Here is a 24,936-nt window from a genome sequence, read left to right as displayed (position 1 = left end):
CTACCTGCTTATGCGTCACGGTTAAGCCAGGCCATATATTCTGTCACGCCTTCGGCAACGGTTTTGAATGGCTTGTCATAGCCTGCAGCACGCAGATTAGTCAGATCGGCCTGCGTAAACGCCTGATAGCGGCCTTTGAGTTTTTCCGGGAAAGGAATGTACTCGATGCTGCCTTTTTTGTGGAACGCCAGGGCTGCATCGGCGATGGCCTGGAAGGACTCGGCGCGGCCGGTACCGCAGTTATAAATGCCGGATACGCCGTTCTGCCAGAACCACAGATTAACCGCAGCAACGTCGCCCACGTAGATGAAATCGCGCTTAAAGCCGTCGCTGCCTTCAAACAGCTTCGGATTTTCGCCGTTGTTTAACTGGGTATTCAGATGGAAAGCAACGCTCGCCATGCTGCCTTTATGGCCTTCGCGTGGTCCGTAAACGTTGAAATAACGGAAGCCGGTAATCTGCGAGCCGGCTTCCGGCAGGATCTGGCGGACATATTCGTCAAACAGGAACTTAGAGTAGCCGTAAACGTTAAGCGGCTGCTCATATTCACGGGATTCGATAAAATCGCTGTTGCGCCCGCCGTAGGTGGCGGCAGAAGAGGCGTACAGGAACGGAATTTCACGCTCCAGGCAGTAATGCAGCACCTCTTTGGAGTACTGATAGTTGTTATCCATCATGTACTTGCCGTCCCACTCGGTGGTGGATGAGCATGCGCCTTCGTGGAAAATAGCTTCAATTTCGCCGAACTCTTCGCCGGCCATCACCTGGATCAGGAAGTCTTCTTTATCCATGTAGTCTGCGATATTGAGATCGACCAGGTTTGCGAACTTGGTGCCGTCCTTGAGGTTGTCCACCACCAGAATATCTGTATAACCAATATCATTCAGTGACTTAACAATGTTGCTGCCGATAAAACCGGCACCACCGGTGACAATAATCATAAGCGTGACCTTAACAATATAGGGGGCCGCAAGGTACGATACCTCACGCGCTAATGGCTCTTATCATACCATTACAATCAAAGACCCGCCTAATCAGACGAAGTTTCCGGACCTCGTGATTTATCCTGCAAAATTCAATTTCTCTGAAGCGTAATCTCGTCTCCTGGTATAGGTTTGGGTAAGATGTGCCGAAATTTGCCCTGCCTGGAGAATCGCGATGCGCGAAGATTTTTACCAACAGTTAACGTCCCAGCTTGATACCGCACGTCTGGAAGGCCTTTTTAAGGAAGAACGTATTATCACCTCAGCGCAACAGGCGGATATCACCGTTGCTGACGGCAGCCACGTTATTAACTTCTGCGCCAACAACTATCTGGGGCTTGCAAATCACCCGCAGCTTATCGACGCGGCGAAGCAAGGGATGGACAAGCACGGTTTCGGGATGGCTTCAGTGCGCTTTATCTGCGGTACGCAAGACAGCCATAAAGAGCTGGAAGGCAAGCTGGCGGGATTTTTGGGAATGGAAGATGCCATTCTTTACTCCTCCTGTTTTGACGCCAACGGCGGGCTGTTTGAAACCCTGCTTGGGCCGGAAGACGCCATTATTTCCGATGCGTTAAACCATGCCTCCATCATTGACGGCGTGCGTTTATGTAAAGCGCAGCGTTATCGCTATGCCAACAACGATATGCAGGAGCTGGAGGCGCGCCTGCAGGAAGCGCGTGCGGCAGGCGCTCGCCACGTGATGATTGCAACCGACGGCGTCTTCTCGATGGACGGCGTCATTGCCAACCTGAAAGGCGTATGCGATCTGGCGGACAAGTACGATGCGCTGGTCATGGTCGATGATTCCCATGCTGTTGGCTTCGTAGGCGAAAATGGACGCGGCACCCATGAATACTGCGACGTAATGGATCGCGTGGACATTATCACCGGCACCCTGGGCAAAGCGCTGGGCGGAGCTTCCGGCGGCTATACCGCCGGCCGTAAAGAGGTCATCGAATGGCTGCGTCAGCGTTCCCGTCCTTACCTCTTCTCCAACTCCCTGGCGCCGGCAATTGTTTCAGCCTCGATTAAAGTTCTGGAAATGCTGGAAACGGGCGCCGGGCTGCGCGAACGCCTGTGGGCTAATGCAAGCCTGTTCCGCGAAAAAATGACGGCGGCGGGATTCACCCTCGCGGGCGCCGACCACGCCATTATTCCCGTCATGCTCGGCGAAGCGGTTGTGGCGCAAAACTTCGCCCGCGAACTGCAAAAAGAAGGCATTTATGTCACCGGGTTCTTCTATCCGGTAGTACCAAAAGGTCAGGCGCGTATCCGTACACAAATGTCTGCGGCTCATACTACGGAGCAAATTGAACGTGCGGTTGCCGCATTTACGCGTATCGGTAAACAGTTGGGCGTTATCGCCTGAGGGAGCGGTCATGAAAGCATTAGCAAAACTGAAAGCGGAAGAGGGCATCTGGATGACGGATGCGCCCAAGCCGGAAATGGGCCATAACGATCTGCTGATCAAAATCCGTAAAACCGCTATCTGCGGGACCGACGTGCATATTTATAACTGGGATGAATGGTCACAGAAGACTATCCCGGTGCCGATGGTTGTTGGCCATGAGTACGTGGGGGAAGTGGTTGGCATCGGCCAGGAAGTAAAGGGCTTTAAAATTGGCGATCGCGTTTCCGGCGAGGGGCATATCACCTGCGGCCACTGCCGTAACTGTCGCGCGGGCCGCACTCATCTTTGCCGCAATACTGCCGGCGTGGGCGTTAACCGTCCGGGCTGTTTTGCGGAATACCTGGTGCTGCCAGCCTTTAACGCCTTTAAGATCCCGGACAATATTTCCGACGATTTGGCCTCCATCTTCGACCCGTTTGGCAACGCGGTTCACACGGCGCTTTCTTTTGACCTGGTAGGGGAAGATGTGTTGGTTTCGGGCGCCGGCCCGATTGGCATTATGGCCGCGGCGGTCGCTAAACACGTTGGCGCGCGTAACGTCGTGATAACCGATGTGAACGAATATCGCCTTGAGCTGGCGCGCGAAATGGGCGTAACCCGCGCGGTGAACGTCAGCAAAGAAAATCTCAACGACGTGATGAAAGAGCTGGGCATGACCGAAGGTTTCGATGTGGGCCTGGAGATGTCCGGCGCGCCGCCGGCGTTTCGTACCATGCTCGATACCATGAACCACGGCGGCCGAATCGCCATGTTGGGGATTCCTCCGTCAGATATGTCCATCGACTGGACTAAAGTTATCTTCAAGGGGTTGTTCATCAAAGGGATTTATGGACGCGAAATGTTTGAAACCTGGTACAAGATGGCGGCGCTAATCCAGTCTGGCCTGGATCTGTCGCCAATCATCACCCACCGCTTTGGCATTGATGATTTCCAGCAAGGTTTTGACGCCATGCGTTCCGGGCAGTCCGGAAAGGTTATTCTCAGCTGGGATTAACAAAGTCTGAATGAAGAAAAGGCCGGGAAACCGGCCTTTTTGCTCTTCACTTAACGCATCTTACTCGCTGGCGGTTTGCTTTTCCGCATCCGTCAGATAACGCACTTTGCGCGTGTAGTCCTGGCCCTTAAACAGCAGCTCGCTCTCCGGCGAAGCAAGATATTTCTGCCATTCGGATAGCGGGAAACCGCCGTGTGCGCCAATAACTTCTTTGGGGATAACGGAAGGCGTTCCGCCAATACGTTTTGAAACTGGCCAGTTTACCCAGTCGCCTAAATTGACCGTTTTGAAATCCAGCATATCCAATAATGCCGCCAGTGGCAGCTGATCCGTTGGCGGCTGCGTATCATCCATCAGTTCCCAGGTGTCCTGGAAAAGCGCTAACCAGAGCGGGCATAGTCTGTGCCACGTGCTGCGTGTCGCTGCAAGAAACGCGCTGTTAACATGATCTTCAAGCATTGGACGAACTGTGCCTTGATAGTAAGCAGGTGCTTTGCCCTCTGGCGCATTAGCCAGTTTGGCAATCATTTTCCCCTGACGGAAGCTGGAATAAAGCGTGTTTTCCTCGACTTCCAGCCGGGGCATCTGCAGCAGGTTAAGGTCGGAATCGATAATCAACGAACCTTCAGTTGCGGCATACAGTGGGGCCTGAATTTTTATCAACCGGCTGCGATAAATTTGTTTGAAACGATAGTTATCTTCTCGTTCCGGAACGTTAAGTGTGACAACACGTGCTTTTTTCGGAAGATCAATAAAATCCGAAGCAGGGCGATCGGAAACAATAACAATTTCTTCCAGTTGCGGCGCAAATCGCTCAGCAAAAATTGCCGACAAAGTGCCTTCCTCAACATAATCTTTACCGACGCAAGGGATGACAACGGACGTTACCGGAACAGCTTTAGTTCCGCCCGACGCCTGTGCTAGAGGGATATTATGTCGCGCCTTAATATGGCGATATTTCGCATTGAGAAATTTAAACATGATTATTCCGGTTTGGTTTCACCGCGCCGAGAACCCTTTCGACGCCGGCAACATATTGTTCTATCGCATAATTATTGATTACGCGCTGGTGGGCTTGCTGGATCAGGACATCACGTAGCGCGCAGTCTTGCCAGACCGCCTGCAGATGTGATGCCAGCGCCAGGACGTCGCCGTAAGGATAAAGCAGGCCGGTGCGGCCGGAGTCAATCAACTCCTCAGTGCCGGTAACGTTCGAACCGATAACAACGGTTCCGAGCAACATAGCTTCGAGCACCACTCGCGGCAAACCTTCGCTTTTTGAAGCCAGGATAAAAGCATCAAAGGCCGCGAGATAATCGAGCGGATTATTGCGAAAACCGGTAAAAATCACGCGATCGGCAAAGCCATAGTCAGTTGCCTGCTGCCGCAACTTCTCTTTCTCCGGCCCTTCGCCGACCAGTAAAAACTTCCATTTAGCTTCAGGGTGCTGCTGCTTAAAACGATGCAAAGCCTCAAGGGTGTGGTGGCAGGATTTACGCGGAATCAGCGAGCCGATGCTGCCGAACACAAAGGTATTCTCATCCAGATCCAGCGCTTCGCGTATCGCTTTTCCATCCGGCAGCGGCTGATGGATATCAATCGCATTAGAAACTGTAGTACAGAGCGATTGATTAACGCCGCTGGCCAGCAGAACGCGCTCAACGCCATGGGAAACGGCGATTACCGCCTGGGCTACCTGATTGACCGTCTGCGTAATACGATCGGTCATAACGGGTTCGATACGGCAATGCTGCACGACGGCGACGTTTAAGCCGGCTGCCGCAAGATAACCTTCCAGATTGGAACCCGGCTGGTTATTCATATAAAGAATTTCATAGCCGCCACGCTGCAGCAGGCCGCGTATGCGCTTCGCATTGGGGTTGATGCGCCATTGTTTATCAATGACCTCCGCGGCTTTCTTGCGCATTGAACGGCTGAAGAAGACAAATGCCCGGGCCGTTTCTTTGCTGATTTTTGCCCACAGCGGTTGCCCGGCCTGCGGCAGAAAAATCACCGGGATCCCGATGCCGTTAAGCACCTGCTCAATGGTTTCGCCTTCTCCACGCGCATAGTTGTAGTAGAAACAACACGTGATATCAAAACGCTGTCGGTCGATGCGCTTGAGCAGTTCCAGCATGCTGTTGGTACCGCCGCCCCACTCTTTACCGTTATCCAGCAGGAGAATTTTACGCCGTTGTTGCGTCATTGAAGCCCGGATCCCCGTTGTGTTAATCAGCCGGCATTATAAGTGTTCGGCACGCAGGTTCATACGCCGTGTTTTGGTGACTTTGCGAAATTTCAGGAGCGGGGCGCGCCGGTTCCCCAGCCCTGCCACTGATGCTGTAGATATTTCACCAGCGTACTTTGGCTGACGCTGTCACTAAGCACCCTGAAGTAGGTCGTAGCATAGACGGGCTCCAGCGGCTTTTTAGGTTTGCAAAGCTTCACGCCGCTGAAAGGATTACGCGGCTTTTCTGCCGGTTTGCCGGGCTTGGCTGGGAGCGCGTTATTCGGCGTCGAGGTGTCCACCTGCGGCTCATTGAGCAGGCTGCCCGGCGTTACCAGCGTAATATCCGGCGGCAGGTTATAAACCATCTGCTGTAATACACGCACGGTGGTGGGATGCGGATGGCCGATGGCGATGGCCGATCCGTTACGGCGAGCGAGCGCAACGGCACGGTTGAACTGGGAACGGATATCGGCCTCGTTCTGCGTATCGTCGAGAAATACCTTGCGCTTGATGACTTTGACTTTCGTTCCCGCTGCGGCGCGCATCGACTGGCTGTTGCCGATGGTCATGCTGTCGAGAAAATAAAGGTTGTACTGATCCAGCGCCTGCATCACTTTTTGCATCCCAAACAGGCTTGAAGTCATGGCGCTGCCCATATGGTTATTTAAACCCACGGCGTAGGGCACTTTATCGACGGCGTCGCGGATAATGCGCTCGATCTCGCTGCTGCTCATTTCCGGGCGAAGCGTGTCTTTTTCCAGCGGCTGTTTGCTAAGCGGCGCCATGGGCAGGTGGATCAGAACCTCATGCCCGGCGTTGTGCGCTTTAGTGGCCATTTCACGGGCGTGCGGAGCATTAGGCAGAACGGCGACGGACAGCGCGGATGGCAGCGCGATAACCTGGTTTTCCTGCTGCGGGCGGTAGCCAAAGTCATCGATGACAATCGCCAGCTTGCCGGCATAACCTGGAAAAGCCAGCGTTAAGGCGCAGGCAAGAGAAAAAACAAGGTGACGAAATTGAAGCAAAACTTATCTTCCCAACCACGGCTGTGGATTGACTGCCTGGCCCTGGCGACGAATTTCGAAATAGAGTGACGGGCGGCCCTGACCACCACTGTTGCCCACCAGCGCGATGGGCTGACCGGCGCGCACCTGCGAACCCACGCTCACCAGCGCGCTCTGGTTATAGCCATACAAACTCATATCGCCTTTACCGTGTTCCACCACGACCACCAGCCCGTAGCCCTGCAGCCAGTCGGCAAGAATCACGCGTCCGTCAGCGATGGCTTTAACTTCTGTGCCTTCACCCGCTGCGATAACGATACCTTTCCAACGTAGCTCACCCTGCAGCTGTTCGCCATAACGGTGCAGCAGTGAACCGCGCACCGGCCAGAAAGCCTGGCCCCGCGGTGACCCAAGGCCGCCGGTTCGGGACATTAGAGAGCGCTCGTCCTGAGTGGGCTTATAGGTGCTGCCTTTGCTGGCGGCTTCTTTCTGGCGGGTTCGAACCTGTTCTGCTTCCCGCGCTTCTTTTTCGGCGCGCGCTTTCGCCGCGGCCGCGGCGCGGGCTATTTGATTCTGCAGGCGGGATTCGTTCTGGCGCATCTCGCTCAGCTTCTGCTGATCCTGCTGGATAGAGGATTCCAGGCTGGACAGCGTTTTCTTACGTTCGTTGCGGGCGGCCTCAAGCTTAGCCTGTTGAGACTGCTGCTCGTAAAGCAGCGTTTGCTGCTCGCTCTGCCTGGCTTCAAGCGTGGCTTTTTGCTCGTCGACTTCCGCCTTCGTTTGTTTTAATTCTGCAATGGTTTGCTGGCGGGCGGCGTTCAGATAGCCGAAATACGCCTGCAGACGCTGACCGCGCTGGCTCTCTTCGCCGCTGAGAATCAGCTGGATCCCCGTATGCTGCCCCTGCCGGAACGCCGCATCAAGCTGAGCTGCCAGGTTACGTTCCTGGGTAGCCTGCTGCTTTTGCAGCTTCACGAGGGAAGCGTTCATGGTATCAATCTGGCGGTTAAGCGTGGCAAGAGTGGTTTGCGTATCGCGTAATTTACGGCTTGCCGCAGCTATTGCCTGTTCCTGCTCTTTTAACTGCGCGAGAAGGGCCGAGCGTTGTTGCTGCTGCTGGCGTACCGCACGCTCTTTGGCGGCGATATCCTGCTGGATGGATTTCAGCTGGGCGCTGTCATCCGCATGGCTGGAAAAAGGGCATAGCAATACGCCAGCGCTAAGTACGCTGGCGTAGATAACGGGCCCTGACTGAAAACCGTTTCGGTTTCACGACCCATGTTATTGAAAAAATCGCCTTTCCCCTCATGGGAAAGGATTATTCCACGATGAACAGCGGCTTGCCAGTCATCTCTTGCGGGATTTCCATGCCCATCAGGCTCAGCATGGTTGGAGCGATATCAGAAAGCTTGCCGCCTTCCACCGCTTTTACGTGGCGATCGCCGATGTAAATCAGCGGTACAGGCAGGCTGGTGTGTGCGGTATGCGCCTGGCCCGTTGCCGGGTCGCGCATCTGCTCTGCGTTACCGTGGTCCGCGGTAATCAACAGCTGGCCGCCCACATTTTCAACAGCGGAAACAACCTGCGCAACGCAGTTATCCAGCGCTTCAACGGCAGAAATCGCCGCTTCGTAAACGCCGGTATGACCAACCATATCGCCGTTTGGATAGTTACAGATGATGGCGTCGTACTTGCCGCTGCCGATGGCGGACAGCAATTTTTCAGTCAATTCTGCAGAGCTCATTTCCGGTTGCAGATCGTAAGTCGCCACTTTTGGCGAATTAATCAGCACCCGGTCCTCGCCGGCAAACGGCTCTTCAACGCCGCCGTTATAGAAGAAGGTTACGTGAGCGTATTTTTCAGTCTCGGAAATACGCAGCTGGGTTTTGTCATGCTTCGCCATCCACTCACCAAAGGTATTGGTCAGGGAAGCTGGTGGATAGGCGCAGGCGGTTTTGATATCGGCCGCATACTCGGTCAGCATCACGAAATCACCGAAGTTAACCACTTTTTTGCGCGCAAAGCCGTCAAAGTCAGCGTTGACGAAGGCGCGGGTGATTTGACGGGCGCGGTCAGCGCGGAAGTTCATGAAGATCAGCGCGTCGCCGTCGTTCATTACCGCCTCAGCTTCGCCTTCGGCGCGAATCACGGTTGGCTTAACGAACTCGTCGTTTTCATCGCGAGCATAGGCGGCTTCCAGACCAGCGACGGCGGTGGCTGCCTGATATTCGCCTTTAGCCTGGGTCAGCAGGTCATATGCCAGCTCTACGCGGTCCCAGCGGTTATCGCGGTCCATGGCAAAGTAGCGGCCAATAATGGAGGCAACGCGCCCTTTGCCAACGGCTGCAAACTTATCGGCAAATTTTTTCAGCGAGGATTCTGCGCTGCGCGGCGGCGTATCGCGGCCATCCAGGAAAGCGTGCAGGTAGATAGCCTGTGCGCCGCGTTCTGCGGCCAGTTCGATCATCGCCAGGATATGTTCTTCATGACTGTGAACGCCGCCTGCGGAGGCGAGGCCCATAATGTGCACGGCCTTACCCGCCGCAACGGCTTTATCCACAGCGGCGGTTAACACCGGGTTGGCGAAGAAATTACGTTCTTTAATTTCAACGTCCAGGCGGGTCAGATCCTGATAAACAATTCGGCCGGCGCCGAGGTTTACGTGACCCACTTCGGAGTTACCCATCTGTCCGTCAGGCAGACCCACTTCCAGACCTGACGCGTTGATCAGGGTATGCGGACGCTGGGCCCACAGGTTATCCATAACCGGGGTTTTAGCATTCAGAATGGCGTTATCCTGCTGCTCTTCACGATGGCCGTAGCCGTCCAGAATCACCAGAACCATAGGTTTTTTAGTAGCCGACATTGCAAGAACCTCTAAGTCAAAGACAAAAAAATTTGCGTAATTTTACTACAGGCGTCGCCGGCAAATAGCCGCAGAAGATCAAAGAAAGGGCCCGGATAACCGCAGCTTTCGCCCCGGGGCGGGCATTTTTTTCGTAACAGCACGCAGAATCCACAATACATCATGCTGACTGGCTGTAATTGCCACAATGCGAAGGTATACTCCTTGCCTGGTTTTTTTCATATTACTTAGTCGGGAGTTATCACCCCCCATGCAAGAAATTATGCAATTCGTTGGTCGTCATCCCATACTTAGTCTGGCATGGGTTGGTTTACTGGCCGCCGTGCTGTTCATGACCTTTAAAGGTTTAACCTCAAAGGTCAAAGTGATTACCCGTGGTGAAGCCACGCGTTTAATCAATAAGGAAGATGCCGTTGTAGTGGATGTGCGCCAGCGTGATGACTACCGCAAAGGCCATATCGCGAACTCGCTTAACGTGCTGCCAAATGAAATCAAAAGCGGCAATTTCGGCGAGCTGGAAAAACACAAAGCTAAGCCGGTCATCGTGGTTTGCGGCAACGGCATTTCCTCACAGGAATCAGCAGCGCTGCTGACAAAAGCCGGCTTTGAGCGCGTAACTTTGCTCAAAGAAGGCATTGCCGGCTGGAGCGGTGAAAATCTGCCGCTGGTTCGCGGTAAATAATCTGAGCGTATTCTGAGGTAAGCCATGGCGAATATTGAAATCTATACCAAAGCAACCTGTCCTTTTTGCCATCGTGCAAAAGATTTACTCACCAGCAAAGGGGTGGTTTTCCAGGAGTTGCCTATCGATGGCGACGCCGTTAAACGGGAAGAGATGATCAAACGCAGTGGCCGCACCACGGTGCCGCAGATTTTTATTGATGCACAGCACATTGGCGGCTGTGATGACTTGTATGCGCTTGACGCACGTGGTGGACTCGATTCCCTGCTGCGATAGCGCGGTTTGTCTGCCGTTAGTCGCGGATAAATAAAGGACGTATTAATTTTTTAAGGGTTTATCAATGTCAGAACAAAACAACACAGAAATGGCTTTCCAGATCCAGCGCGTTTACACCAAGGACATCTCTTTTGAAGCGCCAAATGCGCCTCATGTTTTCCAGAAAGACTGGCAGCCGGAAGTTAAGCTGGACCTGGACACCGCTTCCAGCCAGCTGGCAGACGATGTATATGAAGTTGTGCTGCGCGTTACCGTGACCGCAACGCTGGGCGAAGACACCGCGTTCCTGTGCGAAGTGCAGCAGGCTGGTATCTTCTCCATCGGCGGTATCGAAGGCACGCAAATGGCACATTGCCTGGGTGCGTACTGCCCGAACATTCTGTTCCCGTATGCGCGTGAAGCAATCACTAGCCTGGTTTCTCGTGGTACCTTCCCGCAGCTGAACCTTGCACCGGTTAACTTCGATGCGCTGTTCATGAGCTATCTGCAGCAGCAATCTGGCGAAGGTGCTGAAAACCATCAGGATGCCTGATGAATAGCCTCAATGCTTCAATGACTGTGATCGGTGCCGGCTCTTACGGCACCGCTCTTGCCATCACGCTGGCGAGAAACGGCCACCACGTCGTCCTGTGGGGCCACGATGCAAACCATATTGCCACCTTACAGGCCGATCGCTGTAACGTAGCATTCCTTCCTGACGTCCCCTTCCCGGACACGCTGCTTCTTGAAAGTGATTTAGCCACTGCGCTTTCAGCAAGCCGCAACATTCTGGTTGTCGTGCCGAGCCACGTATTTGGTCAGGTATTACGCCAAATCAAACCGCTGATGCGCCCGGACGCGCGGGTGGTATGGGCAACCAAAGGTCTGGAAGCAGAAACCGGTCGCCTGTTGCAGGACGTTGCGCGTGAGGCGCTTGGGGAAAGCGTACCGCTGGCGGTTATCTCCGGGCCCACCTTCGCCAAAGAGCTTGCGGCTGGTTTACCGACGGCGATTTCTCTGGCGGCGACCGACGAAGCTTTCGCTCAGGATCTTCAGCAGCTGCTGCACTGCGGCAAAAGCTTCCGCGTCTACAGCAATCCGGATTTTATCGGCGTGCAGCTGGGCGGCGCGGTGAAAAACGTTATTGCGATTGGCGCAGGGATGTCAGACGGTATCGGCTTTGGCGCTAATGCGCGTACCGCCCTTATCACTCGCGGCCTGGCCGAAATGACCCGCCTCGGCAGCGCGCTGGGCGCGGATTCAGAAACCTTTATGGGTATGGCAGGCCTGGGCGATCTGGTGTTGACCTGTACCGATAACCAATCCCGTAACCGTCGTTTTGGCATGATGCTGGGGCAGGGAATGGATGTGGATTCGGCGCAGGAAAAGATCGGGCAGGTGGTTGAAGGCTACCGTAACACGAAAGAAGTGCGGGAGCTGGCGGCGCGTTTCGGTGTTGAAATGCCAATAACCGAGGAAATTTATCAGGTATTATATTGCGGAAAAAACGCTCGCGAGGCAGCATTAACGTTGCTTGGTCGCACACGCAAGGATGAACGGAGCGGCAGCTGAAGCAGCTGCCGCTGAGGGAACACTATAACCGCAATAACTGAAGCGCTCCGGTACCTGGTGCCGGGACGCTGTTTTCTGTCTGGAGAGAGCAATGTCGTCTGAAGAACTGGATCTGGTGTGGAGCAATATTAAAGCTGAAGCGCGCGCCCTTGCCGATTGTGAACCTATGTTGGCCAGTTTTTACCACGCAACTCTCCTGAAGCACGAAAATCTCGGCAGCGCCCTGAGTTATATGCTGGCTAACAAGCTGGCGTCACCGATTATGCCCGCCATCGCCATCCGGGAAGTGGTGGAGGAAGCCTATGCGGCAGAACCACAGATGATCGCTTCGGCCCGCCTGCGATATTCAGGCCGTGCGTACCCGCGACCCGGCGGTAGATAAATATTCCACCCCGCTGCTTTATCTGAAAGGTTTCCATGCGCTTCAGGCCTACCGTATTGGCCACTGGTTATGGAAAGAAGGGCGTCGGGCGCTGGCCATTTTCCTGCAAAACCAGGTTTCCGTATCCTTCCAGGTCGATATCCACCCGGCGGCGAAAATTGGCTGTGGCATCATGCTGGACCACGCTACCGGTATCGTGATTGGCGAAACGGCGATCGTAGAAAACGACGTATCTATTCTGCAGTCGGTCACCCTCGGCGGTACCGGCAAAACGAGTGGCGATCGCCATCCAAAAATCCGTGAAGGGGTAATGATTGGCGCCGGGGCGAAAATTCTCGGCAATATCGAGGTGGGGCGCGGCGCGAAAATCGGCGCGGGTTCAGTGGTGCTGCAGCCGGTGCCGCCTCATACCACGGCGGCCGGCGTACCTGCTCGCATCGTCGGCAAGCCGGAAAGCGATAAGCCGGCCATCGATATGGATCAGCACTTCAACGGAGCCAACAACGGCTTCGAATACGGCGACGGAATCTAACTTCTCAGTACGGCGCCGGGATAACCAAGCTGGCGCCACGCCTCGTACACCACCACGGATACCGCGTTGGAAAGGTTCATGCTGCGGCTGTCCGGCATCATCGGAATGCGAATTTTTTGGTCGGCAGGCAGGGCATCCAGAATCGTCATCGGCAGCCCGCGCGTTTCCGGACCAAACACCAGATAATCCCCATCCTGATAGCTCACGGCGCTGTGGGCAGGCGTTCCCTTGGTGGTTAAGGCGAACAGGCGCTGCGGGTTTTCTGCGGCAAGAAAGGCGTCGTAGTCTTTATGGCGATTAACGGCGGCGAATTCGTGGTAATCCAGTCCTGCGCGGCGCAGACGCTTATCATCCCAGCCAAAACCCGTAGGCTCGATAATATGCAGGCGAAAGCCGGTGTTGGCGCACAGACGGATAATGTTCCCGGTATTAGGCGGGATTTCAGGTTCGAACAACACGATATTTAGCATACAACCCCCGTAAGACAAGGGGCGCAGAATAGCAAAGTTTATCGCCGGAAGGAAAACAGGCCCCGAAGGGCCTGGCAGAAATACCTGTCAGTTACGATGATAAAGCGGCAGCCAGATAACCAGGCGCAAACCGCCCAGCGGACTGTCCTCGGCTTTCACCCATCCGCGATGCTGCTGCACCGCCGTTTCCACGATGGCAAGGCCCAGGCCCGTACCGCCGGACTCGCGGTCACGCGCCTCGTCTGTGCGGTAGAAAGGACGGAAAATCTGTTCGCGGTCTTCCGGGCTTACCCCCGGACCGTCGTCGTCCACGGTGACGGTAATGCCTTGATTATCCACAGAGAAATTCACGGCGATTTTCGTATGTGAATACCGCAGCGCGTTGCGGACAATATTTTCCAGCGCGCTTTCCAGCGAATTAGGGTTGCCGTACATCAGCCACGGGCCCGGCGGATAGGTAATCTCCAGCGATTTGCCCATCTGCTCCGCTTCAAAGGCCGCGTTATCCAGCACTTCCGACCAGATTTGGTTGGCTTTCATGGTCTCGCTGGCGAGCGCGTTTTTCTGCTGGTTGCGCGACATCACCAGCAGATCGTTAATCATGCCATCCAGACGCTGCGCTTCGGTTTCGATGCGTTCAAGCTCTTTGCTTTCGCCGCTTTTCCGGCGCAGCAGGGCGGTACCTAACTGCAGACGTGTCAGCGGGGTGCGCAGTTCGTGTGAAATATCCGACAGCAGGCGCTGCTGCGTCGTCATCATTCTTTCCAGCGCGGTCACCATCTGGTTGAAACTGGCGCCCGCGGCCAGAAATTCCTGCGGACCCGCCTCCAGCTCAGGGTGCTGACGTAAATTCCCCTGCGCCACTTCATCAGCCGCGTTTTTCAACTTACGCGCGGGTTTTGCAAGGCTCCAGGCAAGCCACAAAAGCAGCGGCGAGCTAACCAGCATAGTGACGATCAGCAGCAGCAGCGGCCGGTCAAACAGCAGGTTAATAAAGTCGGACTGGGAGCTGCTGGCCGGACGAATAAGGTAGAGCTGATAGTTATCTTCCCCATCGCGAACGGAAAACGGCCCTATTAGCTCAACGCGGCCATATTTTTTCTTCTGGGGATGATCGGAGTTGTCGGACTGACCGATGAAGTTACGGATAATCTGCATTTCGTTGCGCTGGGCGCCAATCACTCGCCCTTCGCTGGTCACGAGCAACAGGCGCTGTCCCGGCGGCGCCCATTTATCAATGGCCCGAAACAGCCGGCGCCACCACATCAGGTCATTAGGCGGATCGTTTTCCAGCTCCGCCTCGACGTGCTGCTCAATCATAATGCCTTGACGTTGCTCATTTTCCATCAGTTCGGTCATCTGACGCGAATCCAGTTTTGGCAACATCAGCACCAGCATCAGCACCAGTGCCAGCGTCAACCAGAAGATGGCAAAAATACGCGCGGTAAGGCTGCTTATCATGAAGCGGAGACCATCAGGTAACCACGTCCGCGCAGGGTTTTAAACCATGGATGACCGTCTTTGCGCTCCGGTAATTTGCGGCGCAAATTGGAGATATGCATGTCGATGGCGCGGTCAAACGGCGTCAGGCGCTTGCCCAGAACTTCCTGGCTCAGATGTTCACGGGAAACAACCTGGCCGAGATGCTGCGCCAACAGATACAGCAGGGTAAATTCGGTGCCGGTTAAATCGAGCGCCTGGCCGTCAAAACTGGCTTCCTGGCGACCTGGATTGAGGCTTAATCCATCGACCTCCACGGTAGGCGAGCCGTTGTCGCTACTTTGCTGCTGCTCACTCCAGTGTGAACGGCGCAAAATAGCGCGTATACGGGCCACCAGTTCACGATCGTTGAACGGTTTAGGGAGATAGTCATCTGCGCCCAGCTCAAGGCCGAGAACGCGGTCCAGCTCGCTTCCGCGCGCGGTAAGCATAATGACAGGCGTCTGGTGTGTCTGGCGTAGCTCTTTCAAAGTATCGATGCCGTTTTTCTTCGGCATCATCACGTCGAGCAATAACAGGTCGATGCTGTCGTCTAAAAGTTCTAACGCCTGTTCGCCGTCGTGCGCGACAAGTACGTTAAAACCTTCCATGTCGAGCAGTTCCTTTAACAGGGAAGTAAGCTCTCGGTCATCATCAACTAACAGAATTTTATTCATTGTTAAATTACCTCCGAGGCAGAAATTACGTCATCAAGGCGCGCTAATCCATGACTTTACGTTGTTTTACACCCCCTGACGCTAGTTTGCAGCGGGAATCGTAGACTGGCTCTCGTTGAATCGCAGCACACATGATTTCGGGAGCAAGTGATGCGTAATGTTACCGCTGCCGTTATGGCCTCAACGCTGGCGTTCGCAACGCTAGCCAGCCAGGCCGCAGATTTATCGACCAGCGATAACTGGCAGCACGGCGAAGAGCTGGTCAAGCGTACCAGTGTTCAAAACCAAATGTTTGACGGTATTAATTTAACTGAACAACAGCGCCAGCAGATGCGCGATCTGATGCAGCGTGCAAGGCATGATAGCCCACCCGTGAACGTTCGCGAAATGGAGGCCATGCATAAACTGGTCACCGCAGAGAATTTTGACGAAACGGCCGTTCGTACTCAGGCAGAAAAAATGGCACAGGAACAGGTTGCTCGCCAGGTTGAAATGGCGAAAGTGCGCAACCAAATGTACAACCTGCTGACACCTGAACAGCAAGCCGTTTTGAATGACAAACACCAGCAGCGCATGAACCAGTTTCGTGAGCTGTCGGATCTGCAGCGGACATCTTCGCTGCAGGCAATGAGTAGTAGCAACACCCGTAGTAACCAGTAACAAACCCTGTTTTCCTTGCCATAGACACCATCCCTGTCTTCCCCGCCTTAAACGGCGGGGTTTTTTTTGCCTGAGGGAGCTGCCCGATCCGCTATACTAGCCAGCATTAATTTGTTGGAGTTCCCTATGAATCAACAATATGGACAATTGGTCAGCCGTGCGGCTATCGCCGCCACGGTGATGGCGTCGCTGTTACTTTTGATTAAAATTTTCGCCTGGTGGTATACCGGCTCGGTCAGTATTCTGGCGGCGCTGGTTGATTCGCTGGTGGATATTGCTGCGTCGCTAACCAATCTCCTTGTTGTGCGTTATTCGCTACAGCCCGCCGACGAGGAACACACCTTCGGCCACGGCAAAGCGGAATCGCTGGCGGCGCTGGCGCAAAGCATGTTTATTTCAGGTTCGGCGCTGTTTCTGTTTTTAACCGGCATTCAGCATCTGGCCGCTCCAACGCCAATGAAACAGCCGCTTACCGGCGTTGCGGTTACCGTAATCGCCCTGTTCAGCACGATAATTCTTGTGACTTTTCAACGCTGGGTGGTGAGAAAAACACAAAGTCAGGCCGTTCGTGCGGATATGCTTCATTATCAGTCTGATGTTATGATGAACGGCGCGATTCTTATCGCGCTGGCGTTATCCTGGTATGGCTGGCACCGCGCTGATGCGTTGTTTGCATTAGGGATCGGCGTCTATATTTTATATAACGCGATTCGCATGGGCCATGAGGCCGTGCAGTCTCTTTTAGACCGTGCGTTACCGGACGCTGAGCATCAGGCCATTATTAATATCGTCACCTCATGGCCGGGCGTCAGGGGAGCGCATGATTTACGTACGCGGCAGTCAGGGCCGACCCGCTTTATTCAGCTTCATATCGAAATGGAAGACAATTTACCGCTGGTTCAGGCGCACGTTATTGCTGAACAGGTGGAACAGGCGATCCTGCATCATTTCCCTGGGTCGGATGTGATCATTCACCAGGATCCCTGCTCGGTCGTGCCGACGGAACGACAGGGACATTTTGAGCTTTAGTTTTTCGTTGTAGTAAAGCAGACATGGGCGGCTTTTTAGGGGTAAATTACCGCCTTTTGGCCTGACCTGAATCAATTCAGCTGGAAGCGGTTGGTATACTATTGCAGCAGCGTCGAAGCCTCGGCTTGCCCGCAGGCTGTTTCCGGCAACAGGATTAATTTTGCATTCAAAGTTCAGAGGTAGTCATGATCAAAAAAATTGGTGTGTTGACGAGCGGCGGTGATGCGCCGGGCATGAACGCCGCGATTCGCGGTGTGGTTCGTGCGGCATTGTCAGAAGGTCTGGAAGTCGCGGGTATTTACGATGGCTATCTCGGTTTGTATGAAGACCGCATGATCAATCTGGACCGCTACAGCGTGTCTGACATGATCAACCGCGGCGGTACCTTCCTCGGCTCCGCGCGTTTCCCGGAATTCCGTGATGAGAAAATCCGTGCGGTGGCTATCGAGAATCTGAAAAAACGCGGTATTGATGCGCTGGTTGTTATCGGCGGTGACGGCTCCTACATGGGCGCTAAACGCCTGACCGAGATGGGCTTCCCATGCATCGGCCTGCCTGGCACCATCGATAACGATATTAAAGGCACCGACTACACCATCGGTTTCTTCACCGCGCTGGAAACCGTCGTTGAAGCAATCGACCGTCTGCGTGACACCTCTTCCTCCCACCAGCGTATCTCCATCGTAGAAGTGATGGGCCGCTACTGTGGCGACCTGACCCTGGCCGCATCCATCGCCGGCGGCTGTGAGTTTGTGGTGCTGCCGGAAGTTGAGTTCAATCGCGAAGACCTGGTGGCGGAAATCAAAGCCGGTATCGCGAAAGGTAAAAAACACGCCATCGTCGCTATCACCGAGCACATCTGCGATATCGATGAGCTGGCTAAATACATTGAAACCGAAACCAAACGCGAAACGCGCGCAACCGTACTGGGCCACATCCAGCGCGGCGGTTCTCCGGTGGCCTACGACCGTATTCTGGCTTCCCGCATGGGCGCTTACTCCATTGAACTGCTGCTGCAGGGCCACGGAGGCCGTTGCGTAGGTATTCAGAACGAAAAACTGGTCCACCATGACATCGTCGACGCTATCGAAAACATGAAGCGTCCGTTCAAAGGCGACTGGCTGGATTGCGCTAAGAAACTGTACTAAGTCCGCTTTTATCAGGAGCCGGGGAAACCCGGCTTTTTTATGGCTGTGTATATTTCCAATAGTTATAGCCAATCTTTTTTTATTCTTTAATCAATGGATAAGTTTCTGGCAGGCTGAGTTCATCAAACTACACAGAAGAGAGCGTGCGATGAACAAGTGGGGAGTGGGATTAACATTACTTTTGGCGTCTGGCGGCGTATTAGCTAAGGATATCCAGCTACTGAACGTGTCTTACGACCCGACGCGTGAACTGTACGAAGAATATAACAAAGCCTTCAGCGCGCACTGGAAGCAGGAAACCGGCGACAACGTGGTGGTGCGTCAATCCCACGGCGGTTCAGGCAAACAGGCGACTTCCGTCATCAACGGCATTGAAGCCGACGTGGTCACCCTTGCGCTGGCCTACGATGTCGATGCCATTGCCGAGCGTGGCCGTATTGATAAAAACTGGATCAAACGCCTGCCGGATAACTCCGCGCCTTATACCTCCACCATCGTTTTCCTGGTGCGCAAAGGCAACCCGAAACAAATTCATGACTGGAACGATCTAATTAAACCGGGCGTTTCCGTTATTACCCCGAACCCGAAAAGCTCCGGCGGCGCTCGCTGGAACTATCTGGCCGCATGGGGCTATGCCCTGCACCACAACAATAACGATCGGGCCAAAGCACAGGATTTCGTGAAGGCACTGTTTAAAAACGTTGAGGTGCTGGATTCAGGCGCTCGTGGCTCGACTAACACCTTCGTGGAACGCGGCATTGGCGATGTGCTGATTGCGTGGGAAAACGAGGCGCTGCTGGCGACCAACGAGCTGGGCAAAGACAAGTTTGAAATCGTTACCCCAAGCGAATCTATCCTGGCCGAGCCTACAGTTTCCATTGTCGATAAAGTCGTGGAGAAGAAAGGGACGCAGAAAGTCGCCGAAGAGTATCTGAAATACCTTTACTCTCCGGAAGGCCAGGAAATTGCCGCGAAGAACTACTATCGCCCGCGTAACGCGGACGTAGCGAAAAAATACGAAAACGCCTTCCCGAAACTGAAGCTGTACACCATCGATGAAGAGTTCGGCGGCTGGACGAAAGCGCAGCAGGAGCACTTCTCCAACGGCGGCACCTTCGACCAAATCAGCAAACGCTAATCCAGACGGCCCCAGAGGGGCCGTTTTTGTTTCAGGGTTAAATGCGAGCTATTATCAACGCCAATTTACATTCCTGCCGCTCCGCCGTAGACTGCTGAAAAAATCCGCAGGAGACAGGTATGTCACACTGGTTTATCCATCCCCTATTCCTTCCAGGCCTGGTTATCCTTGTTACCATCGCTCTCTGGGCTACCTCCGCGCTACCTGAGTATCTCACCGCTCTGCTGTTTTTCGCCGTAGCGATGGTGACAAAAATCGCTCCTGCCGAAGTTATTTTCAGCGGGTTTGCTTCCTCAGCGTTCTGGCTGGTATTCAGCGGATTTGTCCTGGGAATTGCGATCCGCAAAACCGGGCTTGCAGACCGCGCGGCAAGGGCGATATCCGCCAGCCTGACCGACTCCTGGGTAAGGATGGTCGGCAGCGTGGTGTTGCTCAGCTACGCTCTTGCGTTCGTTATGCCCTCGAATATGGGACGTATCGCCTTGCTGATGCCCGTTGTGGCGGCAATGGCGAAACGAGCCGGCATTATGGAAGGATCAAGAGCCTGGTTTGGCCTGGCGCTGGCGGTCGGATTCGGCACCTTCCAGCTTTCCGCCACCATTCTACCCGCCAACGTGCCCAACCTGGTGATGAGCGGCGCGGCTGAAGGCTCTTACGGCATCCATCTTAACTATCTGCCTTATCTCTGGCTGCATACGCCGGTGCTGGGGATTTTAAAAGGCCTGGCGCTTGTCGGCCTGATTTGCTGGCTCTTTCCAGGTAACCCTCACGCTCCGCAAGAGGTGGAGTTTCCCCGTCCGATGAGCGGCGATGAAAAACGGCTGGCGTGGCTGCTTGCGGCGGTATTAACGCTTTGGGTCACTGAAGGCCTGCATGGCGTTGGCCCGGCCTGGGTAGGGCTTGCCGCCGCCTGTATCACCTTGCTGCCGCGAATCGGCTTTATCAGCAGCGAAGAGTTCGCAAGCGGGGTGAACGTACGCACCTGTTTCTATGTGGCGGGCATTCTGGCGCTGGCCCTCTACGGTGACAGATACCGGCTTGGGCGGCATGGTAGGCGAGAAGCTCCTGGCCGTGATGCCTCTTGATCCCGAGCGGCCCTTCACCAGCTTCGTTGCCCTGACCGGCATAACCAGCCTGCTGAACTTTATCGTCACGGCAAACGGCGTGCCGGCGCTGTATACCACGCTTGCGGAAAGCTTTTCGCAGGCGACGGGGTTCCCGCTGTTATCGACGATCATGGTGCAGGTTTTGGGTTATTCAACGCCTTTGCTGCCGTATATGGCCTCGCCTATCGTGGTGGCGATGGGGCTGGGACAGGTGCCCGCAAAGGCCGGGCTAAAACTTTGCCTCGCGCTGGCGGTGATAACCTTTGTCATACTGATGCCGCTGGACTACGGCTGGTTCCGGCTGACGGGAAAGCTATAAAAAAAGGCCCCGCGAGCGGGGCCTTTCCACTGTGCGTTAATTACGCTTTTTTCGCTTCAGCCGCAGCTTTAACGATAACCGCGAAAGCGTCGGCTTTCAGGGAAGCGCCGCCGACCAGCGCGCCGTCGATGTCCGGCTGAGCGAACAGCTCGGCTGCGTTTTTATCGTTTACGGAACCGCCGTACTGGATGATGACTTGTTCAGCCACTTTCGCATCGGCTTTAGCGATGTGGTCGCGGATGAATTTGTGAACGGCCTGAGCCTGAGCTGGAGTGGCTGATTTGCCAGTGCCGATTGCCCATACTGGTTCGTAAGCGATAACTACGCCTTCGAAAGCAGCCGCGCCCTGAGTTTTCAGAACGGCGTCAATCTGACGAGCACAAACTTCTTCGGTTTTGCCCGCTTCGTTTTCCGCTTCGGTTTCGCCGATGCACAGTACCGGCGTCAGGCCAACTTCTTTCAGGACGGCGAATTTCTTCGCGATCAGTTCGTCGGATTCAGCGTGATAGGTACGACGCTCGGAGTGACCGATGATGATGTACTTAGCACCGATGTCTTTTAGCATTTCGGCGGAGACTTCACCGGTGAAGGCGCCGGACAGGTTTACGTCAACGTTCTGAGCACCAAGAATGATGTGGCTACCGGAAGCGGCGTGTTTTGCCTGGTCCAGGTACATGGCCGGAGGAGCGATAGCTACGCCACAACCATCAACGCCGGAAAGTTCTTTGCGCAGGCCAGCAATCAACTCGTTAACCATGTGCTTGCTGCCGTTCAGTTTCCAGTTACCCATCACTAAAGGATGTCGCATTTTAATTCTCCACGAGGTCAAGCAAATAAAAGAATCGCTGCCCTCAGGGCAGCATGGTCTGTGAAATAGTATAGAGACTCAACGGGTGAAAGGCTTTGCTTTTTGTCATTTATTCACCGTTGTTTAGCGTTTCCGAAAGCGCGAGCTTAATCGGTTCAACGGCGAAAGTTAGCCCTTTTTCGCCGTTATCTGCCACTACATAGCGAATCGCCCCTTCGGTCTGCGCGAAGTAGCGTTTGTTCTTGCCGGCGCTGAGTAATTTGTTGAGCCTGTCCAGGCTTTGCTGCTTAGAAAAGGTCGGAGTAAAGCTGCGCAGCAGGGCGGCCATATACTCTGTCGCTTTCGCAAGGGCGGCTTTCTGCTCCGGCCCCTGAATCGGCAGCCAGGTCATCTGGATGGATTTGATTTTCAGCGTGCCGCGTTCCAGCGCCGTAGAAGCGTAGAGGTTTTCGTTAATCTTGCTGGCCGCCCGCGTCAGGTTCGTCCTGTCGCGGCTGGCGTCGATGGCGCGAAATTCATTGATCGGCAGCTTTGGGTTATCGATATTAAATTTTTCACGAAACTGCGTAATCGTCAGATCAAAGGTCGGCGAGCCGGGCAGCAGGTAGGGCGCGGCGGGCAAGGTGGAGGGCGTTTCTGAAGGCGGGTCTGCCCGGCTCACTGCAACAGGTAGCGTGAACAGCGCAAAGGCGCAGAGCAGATATTTCATCAACAGCTTCTCCAGGACATTCATTGCACCGATTAAATCGGCAATCTGTTGGCTTGTCAAAACCCGGCTCGGCCAGGGTACACTACGCCGCATAATTTTAATAAGGACCTTACCATGACCATACAGCAATGGCTGTTCTCTTTTAACGGGCGTATTGGACGACGCGATTTCTGGATTTGGATTGGCGTGTGGATTGCCGGCCTGGCGATTTTGTTTGTCCTGGCAGGGGCAAAAATTATGCCTTACTCGACCGCCGGCTTCTTTTTGTCGGGGTCGTTGATTCCCACGGCTGCGGTTATCGTCAAACGCCTGCACGATCGCAACAGAAAAGGCTGGTGGGCGCTGCTGTTTATACCGGCATGGCTGCTGCTGGCGGGTAACTGGGAGGTTTTTGGCAGCGTAGCGCAGTGGGGACTGGGGCGCTTTATCCCGACGCTGATTCTGGTGATGATGATGATGGACCTGGGCGCGTTTGTCGGCACCCAGGGCGAGAACAGATTCGGCAAAGATACCAGCGAAGTAAAATACCGCTGAGCTTACCAGTAGTGTTCGGCGGTCATATGGCCCGGACGGCGACGCAAATGTTTGGTCATCTGCCGGGTATCTTTCAGCAGCTGCTGGGTATCGCGCACCATTTGCGGATTGCCGCACAGCATGACGTGGCTGGTTTCAATATCCATCGGTAAGCCAACCGCGGCTTCCAGCTCGCCGCTGTCGATAAGCGCAGGTACGCGGCCGTGCAGCGAACCGGCGATGGTTTCGCGGCTCACCACCGTCTGAATGCGTAATTTCCCTTCATAGCGCCGCTGAAGCTGCTGCATTAACGGCAGATAGCTCAGGTCGCTGGCATAGCGCACGGCATGCAGCAAAACGATGTTCTCAAAGCGTTCAAGATCCTTGCCTTCCTGCAGGATCGAAAGATAAGGGCCAAGCGCGGTGCCGGTCGCCAGCATCCACAGCGTTTTGCAGTCCGGGATTTCTTCCAGCACAAAGAATCCGGCGGCCTCGCTCACCACCAGTACTTCGTCGCCGGGTTGCATAACGTGCAGGCGCGGGCTGAGTTTACCTTCCGGCACGTTGACCAGGTAGAATTCGAGATCGGGGTTGCCCGGCGCGTTAACGTAGGAATAGGCGCGCTGCACGCGTTCCCCGTCGATTTCCAGCGCCAGTTTGGTAAATTGCCCGGCGGTAAACGGGGCTACAGGAGCCTGAATCGTGAGGCTGAAGAGAGAATCGGTCCAGTGCTGAACCCGAGTAACTTTACCTTTGACCCAATCCGCCATGTTGCGCTCCTGTTGTTGCTCTTGCCTTATCTTCACCAGAAAAATGAGAGATTTCCAGCCTGCGCAGGCCGGAAAGCTCAATCAGACAAACGGCAGCCTTACAGAATATGGGCCTGCACGTCCGGGTCTTTGCGGTCGAGATAGTGAATGGATTTGATACGGCGGATGGTGCGCGATTTGCCGCGAATCAGCAGCGTTTCTGTGGTCGCCATATTGCCTTTGCGGGCGATCCCCTCAAGCAGATCGCCTTTGGTGATGCCGGTGGCCGAAAAGATAACGTTATCGTTGCGCGCCATGTCGTCCAGCTTCAGAACCTTGCCTGCTTCAATGCCCATCGTTTTGCAGCGTTCCAGCTCCTGTTCGCCGATGTGGCGGTTGGCTTCGTTGTCGCCTTTAACGTGATGACGTGCCAGCAGGCGGCCCTGCATATCGCCGTCCAGCGCGCGGATAACCGCTGCGGAAATCACCCCTTCAGGCGCGCCGCCGATGCCGTACATCACGTCCACTTCGCTGTCCGGCATGCAGGTGAGGATCGAGGCGGCAACGTCGCCGTCAGGAATGGCAAAAACGCGCACGCCCAGCTTCTGCATTTCGGCGATGGTGGCCTCGTGGCGAGGTTTCGCCAGAATGGTGACGGTAAGCTCGCTGAGCGGTTTATTGAGCGCAACGGCAACGTTATGCAGATTTTGCGCAAGCGGCAGGTTGAGATCGATAACGCCCCGTGCGCCAGGGCCCACGATCAGCTTTTCCATATACATATCAGGGGCGTTCAGAAAGCTGCCTTTATCGCCTACGGCTAATACAGCCAGCGCGTTGGCCTGGCCCATCGCCGTCATGCGGGTGCCTTCTATGGGATCAACGGCGATATCCACCGCGTCGCCTTGCCCGGTTCCCACTTTCTCGCCGATATAAAGCATCGGCGCCTCGTCGATTTCCCCTTCGCCAATGACGATCCGGCCGTCGATATTGACCTGGTTAAGCACGATGCGCATGGCGTGAACGGCTGCGCCGTCGGCGATATTTTTATCGCCGCGGCCAAGCCATTTATAGCCTGCAAGCGCTGCGGCTTCCGTTACGCGGGAAAATTCGATCGCAAGTTCTCGTTTCATCACATACTCATTTAGCAAGCTTAATTGCGACGGAGTGTAGCACAGGCGGCTGTCGGCCAGGAAAACCCTGCAGGGGGAGGGAGAATG

At 54.7% G+C, this 24,936-nt stretch carries 23 protein-coding genes and 3 pseudogenes; 13 read left to right on the top strand and 13 right to left on the bottom strand.

Translation table 11 applies throughout. The features are described from left to right. Nucleotides 1-8: 8 nt before the first annotated feature. Nucleotides 9-941: an ADP-glyceromanno-heptose 6-epimerase gene (gene rfaD / locus WLO32_RS20085; protein WP_435946685.1), complete on the bottom strand. Its 933-nt coding sequence runs from the start codon at nucleotides 939-941 to the stop codon at nucleotides 9-11. A gap of 217 nt (nucleotides 942-1,158) precedes the next feature. Between rfaD and kbl the strand changes: the two genes are divergently transcribed. Further along, the gene (gene kbl, locus WLO32_RS20080) at nucleotides 1,159-2,355 is read left to right on the top strand and encodes a glycine C-acetyltransferase (RefSeq protein ID WP_435946684.1); all 1,197 of its coding nucleotides are present in this window, start codon (nucleotides 1,159-1,161) and stop codon (nucleotides 2,353-2,355) included. A gap of 10 nt (nucleotides 2,356-2,365) precedes the next feature. Continuing rightward, entirely contained in the window at nucleotides 2,366-3,391 is a 1,026-nt protein-coding gene (tdh, locus tag WLO32_RS20075) for an L-threonine 3-dehydrogenase (RefSeq protein ID WP_435946683.1), read from the top strand. A gap of 60 nt (nucleotides 3,392-3,451) precedes the next feature. Here tdh and WLO32_RS20070 read toward each other — a convergent pair whose 3' ends face one another. From WLO32_RS20070 to gpmM, 5 genes and pseudogenes are all read right to left on the bottom strand, one after another. Next, nucleotides 3,452-4,372, bottom strand: coding sequence for a hypothetical protein (locus tag WLO32_RS20070; protein ID WP_435946682.1), 921 nt, complete (start codon nucleotides 4,370-4,372; stop codon nucleotides 3,452-3,454). Beyond that, the gene (locus WLO32_RS20065; protein ID WP_435946681.1) at nucleotides 4,365-5,597 is read right to left on the bottom strand and encodes a glycosyltransferase; all 1,233 of its coding nucleotides are present in this window, start codon (nucleotides 5,595-5,597) and stop codon (nucleotides 4,365-4,367) included. Before WLO32_RS20065 ends, WLO32_RS20070 begins: the two co-directional genes overlap by 8 nt. A gap of 92 nt (nucleotides 5,598-5,689) precedes the next feature. Then, nucleotides 5,690-6,646, bottom strand: a complete 957-nt coding sequence (locus WLO32_RS20060; RefSeq protein ID WP_435946680.1) for a divergent polysaccharide deacetylase family protein — start codon at nucleotides 6,644-6,646, stop codon at nucleotides 5,690-5,692. Nucleotides 6,647-6,649: 3 nt separating this feature from the next. Further along, nucleotides 6,650-7,934: pseudogene (gene envC / locus WLO32_RS20055) on the bottom strand (murein hydrolase activator EnvC). A gap of 9 nt (nucleotides 7,935-7,943) precedes the next feature. Then, nucleotides 7,944-9,491 (bottom strand): 2,3-bisphosphoglycerate-independent phosphoglycerate mutase, encoded by a 1,548-nt coding sequence (gpmM, locus tag WLO32_RS20050; protein ID WP_435946679.1) that lies wholly within the window; start codon nucleotides 9,489-9,491, stop codon nucleotides 7,944-7,946. 250 nt (nucleotides 9,492-9,741) lie between these two features. Between gpmM and WLO32_RS20045 the strand changes: the two genes are divergently transcribed. The 5 genes and pseudogenes from WLO32_RS20045 to cysE all read left to right on the top strand — a co-directional run bounded on the left by WLO32_RS20045 (nucleotide 9,742) and on the right by cysE (nucleotide 12,914). Beyond that, entirely contained in the window at nucleotides 9,742-10,173 is a 432-nt protein-coding gene (locus WLO32_RS20045; RefSeq protein WP_435946678.1) for a rhodanese-like domain-containing protein, read from the top strand. Between the two features lie 24 nt (nucleotides 10,174-10,197). Beyond that, complete coding sequence (gene grxC, locus WLO32_RS20040) at nucleotides 10,198-10,449, top strand: glutaredoxin 3 (RefSeq protein ID WP_121266221.1); 252 nt, start codon at nucleotides 10,198-10,200, stop codon at nucleotides 10,447-10,449. 64 nt (nucleotides 10,450-10,513) lie between these two features. Next, complete coding sequence (gene secB, locus WLO32_RS20035; protein WP_121266219.1) at nucleotides 10,514-10,981, top strand: protein-export chaperone SecB; 468 nt, start codon at nucleotides 10,514-10,516, stop codon at nucleotides 10,979-10,981. Further along, nucleotides 10,981-12,000 (top strand): NAD(P)H-dependent glycerol-3-phosphate dehydrogenase, encoded by a 1,020-nt coding sequence (gpsA, locus tag WLO32_RS20030; RefSeq protein ID WP_435946677.1) that lies wholly within the window; start codon nucleotides 10,981-10,983, stop codon nucleotides 11,998-12,000. The genes secB and gpsA overlap by 1 nt, the downstream gene beginning before the upstream one ends. A 91-nt stretch (nucleotides 12,001-12,091) precedes the next feature. After that, nucleotides 12,092-12,914, top strand: a pseudogene (gene cysE, locus WLO32_RS20025) (serine O-acetyltransferase). Here cysE and trmL read toward each other — a convergent pair. From trmL to cpxR, 3 genes are all read right to left on the bottom strand, one after another. Further along, the gene (gene trmL / locus WLO32_RS20020; RefSeq protein WP_435946676.1) at nucleotides 12,911-13,384 is read right to left on the bottom strand and encodes a tRNA (uridine(34)/cytosine(34)/5-carboxymethylaminomethyluridine(34)-2'-O)-methyltransferase TrmL; all 474 of its coding nucleotides are present in this window, start codon (nucleotides 13,382-13,384) and stop codon (nucleotides 12,911-12,913) included. The pseudogene cysE and the gene trmL sit on opposite strands and share 4 nt — an antisense overlap. Nucleotides 13,385-13,471: 87 nt before the next feature. After that, nucleotides 13,472-14,845 (bottom strand): envelope stress sensor histidine kinase CpxA, encoded by a 1,374-nt coding sequence (gene cpxA, locus WLO32_RS20015; protein ID WP_121266215.1) that lies wholly within the window; start codon nucleotides 14,843-14,845, stop codon nucleotides 13,472-13,474. Further along, nucleotides 14,842-15,540 carry an envelope stress response regulator transcription factor CpxR gene (gene cpxR, locus WLO32_RS20010; protein WP_435946675.1) on the bottom strand — a complete coding sequence of 233 codons (699 nt, stop codon included), beginning with the start codon at nucleotides 15,538-15,540 and terminating at the stop codon, nucleotides 14,842-14,844. Before cpxR ends, cpxA begins: the two co-directional genes overlap by 4 nt. 150 nt (nucleotides 15,541-15,690) lie before the next feature. On the opposite strand from cpxR, the gene cpxP reads away from it, so the two are divergent. The 5 genes and pseudogenes from cpxP (at nucleotide 15,691) to WLO32_RS19985 (ending at nucleotide 20,940) form a co-directional block, all read left to right on the top strand. Then, entirely contained in the window at nucleotides 15,691-16,200 is a 510-nt protein-coding gene (gene cpxP, locus WLO32_RS20005) for a cell-envelope stress modulator CpxP (protein WP_435946674.1), read from the top strand. A gap of 126 nt (nucleotides 16,201-16,326) precedes the next feature. Next, nucleotides 16,327-17,229 carry a CDF family cation-efflux transporter FieF gene (gene fieF, locus WLO32_RS20000; RefSeq protein WP_435946673.1) on the top strand — a complete coding sequence of 301 codons (903 nt, stop codon included), beginning with the start codon at nucleotides 16,327-16,329 and terminating at the stop codon, nucleotides 17,227-17,229. 185 nt (nucleotides 17,230-17,414) lie between these two features. Then, complete coding sequence (gene pfkA / locus WLO32_RS19995) at nucleotides 17,415-18,377, top strand: 6-phosphofructokinase (RefSeq protein ID WP_435946672.1); 963 nt, start codon at nucleotides 17,415-17,417, stop codon at nucleotides 18,375-18,377. Nucleotides 18,378-18,525: 148 nt separating this feature from the next. After that, nucleotides 18,526-19,515 carry a sulfate ABC transporter substrate-binding protein gene (locus WLO32_RS19990; RefSeq protein WP_435946671.1) on the top strand — a complete coding sequence of 330 codons (990 nt, stop codon included), beginning with the start codon at nucleotides 18,526-18,528 and terminating at the stop codon, nucleotides 19,513-19,515. Nucleotides 19,516-19,634: 119 nt separating this feature from the next. Further along, nucleotides 19,635-20,940, top strand: a pseudogene (locus tag WLO32_RS19985) (SLC13 family permease). Nucleotides 20,941-20,980: 40 nt separating this feature from the next. Here the strand turns inward: WLO32_RS19985 and tpiA are convergent. Then, complete coding sequence (gene tpiA / locus WLO32_RS19980) at nucleotides 20,981-21,748, bottom strand: triose-phosphate isomerase (RefSeq protein ID WP_435946670.1); 768 nt, start codon at nucleotides 21,746-21,748, stop codon at nucleotides 20,981-20,983. Nucleotides 21,749-21,857: 109 nt separating this feature from the next. Then, nucleotides 21,858-22,457 carry a DUF1454 family protein gene (locus WLO32_RS19975; protein WP_435946669.1) on the bottom strand — a complete coding sequence of 200 codons (600 nt, stop codon included), beginning with the start codon at nucleotides 22,455-22,457 and terminating at the stop codon, nucleotides 21,858-21,860. A gap of 114 nt (nucleotides 22,458-22,571) precedes the next feature. On the opposite strand from WLO32_RS19975, the gene WLO32_RS19970 reads away from it, so the two are divergent. Then, nucleotides 22,572-22,991, top strand: coding sequence for a DUF805 domain-containing protein (locus WLO32_RS19970; protein ID WP_435946668.1), 420 nt, complete (start codon nucleotides 22,572-22,574; stop codon nucleotides 22,989-22,991). A gap of 2 nt (nucleotides 22,992-22,993) precedes the next feature. Here WLO32_RS19970 and fpr read toward each other — a convergent pair whose 3' ends face one another. Both fpr and glpX read right to left on the bottom strand, forming a co-directional pair. Continuing rightward, nucleotides 22,994-23,740 carry a ferredoxin--NADP(+) reductase gene (fpr, locus tag WLO32_RS19965; protein WP_435946667.1) on the bottom strand — a complete coding sequence of 249 codons (747 nt, stop codon included), beginning with the start codon at nucleotides 23,738-23,740 and terminating at the stop codon, nucleotides 22,994-22,996. A 98-nt stretch (nucleotides 23,741-23,838) separates the two neighbouring features. Beyond that, a complete protein-coding gene (gene glpX / locus WLO32_RS19960; protein ID WP_435946666.1) occupies nucleotides 23,839-24,849 on the bottom strand; it encodes a class II fructose-bisphosphatase in 1,011 nt (336 codons plus the stop codon). Nucleotides 24,850-24,936: the final 87 nt, after the last annotated feature.

It is taken from the genome of Dryocola mayonis (genome assembly GCF_051307045.1).
In the GTDB taxonomy this organism is placed as follows: Bacteria; Pseudomonadota; Gammaproteobacteria; order Enterobacterales; family Enterobacteriaceae; genus Dryocola.
The sequence above is the reverse complement of the archived record's forward strand: the minus strand, read 5'-3'. Positions and strand labels throughout refer to the sequence as shown.

Bases quoted from the DNA above. Each gene is read 5' to 3' on its own strand.
- rfaD (WP_435946685.1), bottom strand. From the start codon at position 941: ATGATTATTGTCACCGGTGGTGCCGGTTTTATCGGCAGCAACATTGTT.
- kbl (WP_435946684.1), top strand. From the start codon at position 1,159: ATGCGCGAAGATTTTTACCAACAGTTAACGTCCCAGCTTGATACCGCA.
- tdh (WP_435946683.1), top strand. From the start codon at position 2,366: ATGAAAGCATTAGCAAAACTGAAAGCGGAAGAGGGCATCTGGATGACG.
- WLO32_RS20070 (WP_435946682.1), bottom strand. From the start codon at position 4,372: ATGTTTAAATTTCTCAATGCGAAATATCGCCATATTAAGGCGCGACAT.
- WLO32_RS20065 (WP_435946681.1), bottom strand. From the start codon at position 5,597: ATGACGCAACAACGGCGTAAAATTCTCCTGCTGGATAACGGTAAAGAG.
- gpmM (WP_435946679.1), bottom strand. From the start codon at position 9,491: ATGTCGGCTACTAAAAAACCTATGGTTCTGGTGATTCTGGACGGCTAC.
- WLO32_RS20045 (WP_435946678.1), top strand. From the start codon at position 9,742: ATGCAAGAAATTATGCAATTCGTTGGTCGTCATCCCATACTTAGTCTG.
- grxC (WP_121266221.1), top strand. From the start codon at position 10,198: ATGGCGAATATTGAAATCTATACCAAAGCAACCTGTCCTTTTTGCCAT.
- secB (WP_121266219.1), top strand. From the start codon at position 10,514: ATGTCAGAACAAAACAACACAGAAATGGCTTTCCAGATCCAGCGCGTT.
- gpsA (WP_435946677.1), top strand. From the start codon at position 10,981: ATGAATAGCCTCAATGCTTCAATGACTGTGATCGGTGCCGGCTCTTAC.
- trmL (WP_435946676.1), bottom strand. From the start codon at position 13,384: ATGCTAAATATCGTGTTGTTCGAACCTGAAATCCCGCCTAATACCGGG.
- cpxA (WP_121266215.1), bottom strand. From the start codon at position 14,845: ATGATAAGCAGCCTTACCGCGCGTATTTTTGCCATCTTCTGGTTGACG.
- cpxR (WP_435946675.1), bottom strand. From the start codon at position 15,540: ATGAATAAAATTCTGTTAGTTGATGATGACCGAGAGCTTACTTCCCTG.
- cpxP (WP_435946674.1), top strand. From the start codon at position 15,691: ATGCGTAATGTTACCGCTGCCGTTATGGCCTCAACGCTGGCGTTCGCA.
- fieF (WP_435946673.1), top strand. From the start codon at position 16,327: ATGAATCAACAATATGGACAATTGGTCAGCCGTGCGGCTATCGCCGCC.
- pfkA (WP_435946672.1), top strand. From the start codon at position 17,415: ATGATCAAAAAAATTGGTGTGTTGACGAGCGGCGGTGATGCGCCGGGC.
- WLO32_RS19990 (WP_435946671.1), top strand. From the start codon at position 18,526: ATGAACAAGTGGGGAGTGGGATTAACATTACTTTTGGCGTCTGGCGGC.
- tpiA (WP_435946670.1), bottom strand. From the start codon at position 21,748: ATGCGACATCCTTTAGTGATGGGTAACTGGAAACTGAACGGCAGCAAG.
- WLO32_RS19975 (WP_435946669.1), bottom strand. From the start codon at position 22,457: ATGAAATATCTGCTCTGCGCCTTTGCGCTGTTCACGCTACCTGTTGCA.
- WLO32_RS19970 (WP_435946668.1), top strand. From the start codon at position 22,572: ATGACCATACAGCAATGGCTGTTCTCTTTTAACGGGCGTATTGGACGA.
- fpr (WP_435946667.1), bottom strand. From the start codon at position 23,740: ATGGCGGATTGGGTCAAAGGTAAAGTTACTCGGGTTCAGCACTGGACC.
- glpX (WP_435946666.1), bottom strand. From the start codon at position 24,849: ATGAAACGAGAACTTGCGATCGAATTTTCCCGCGTAACGGAAGCCGCA.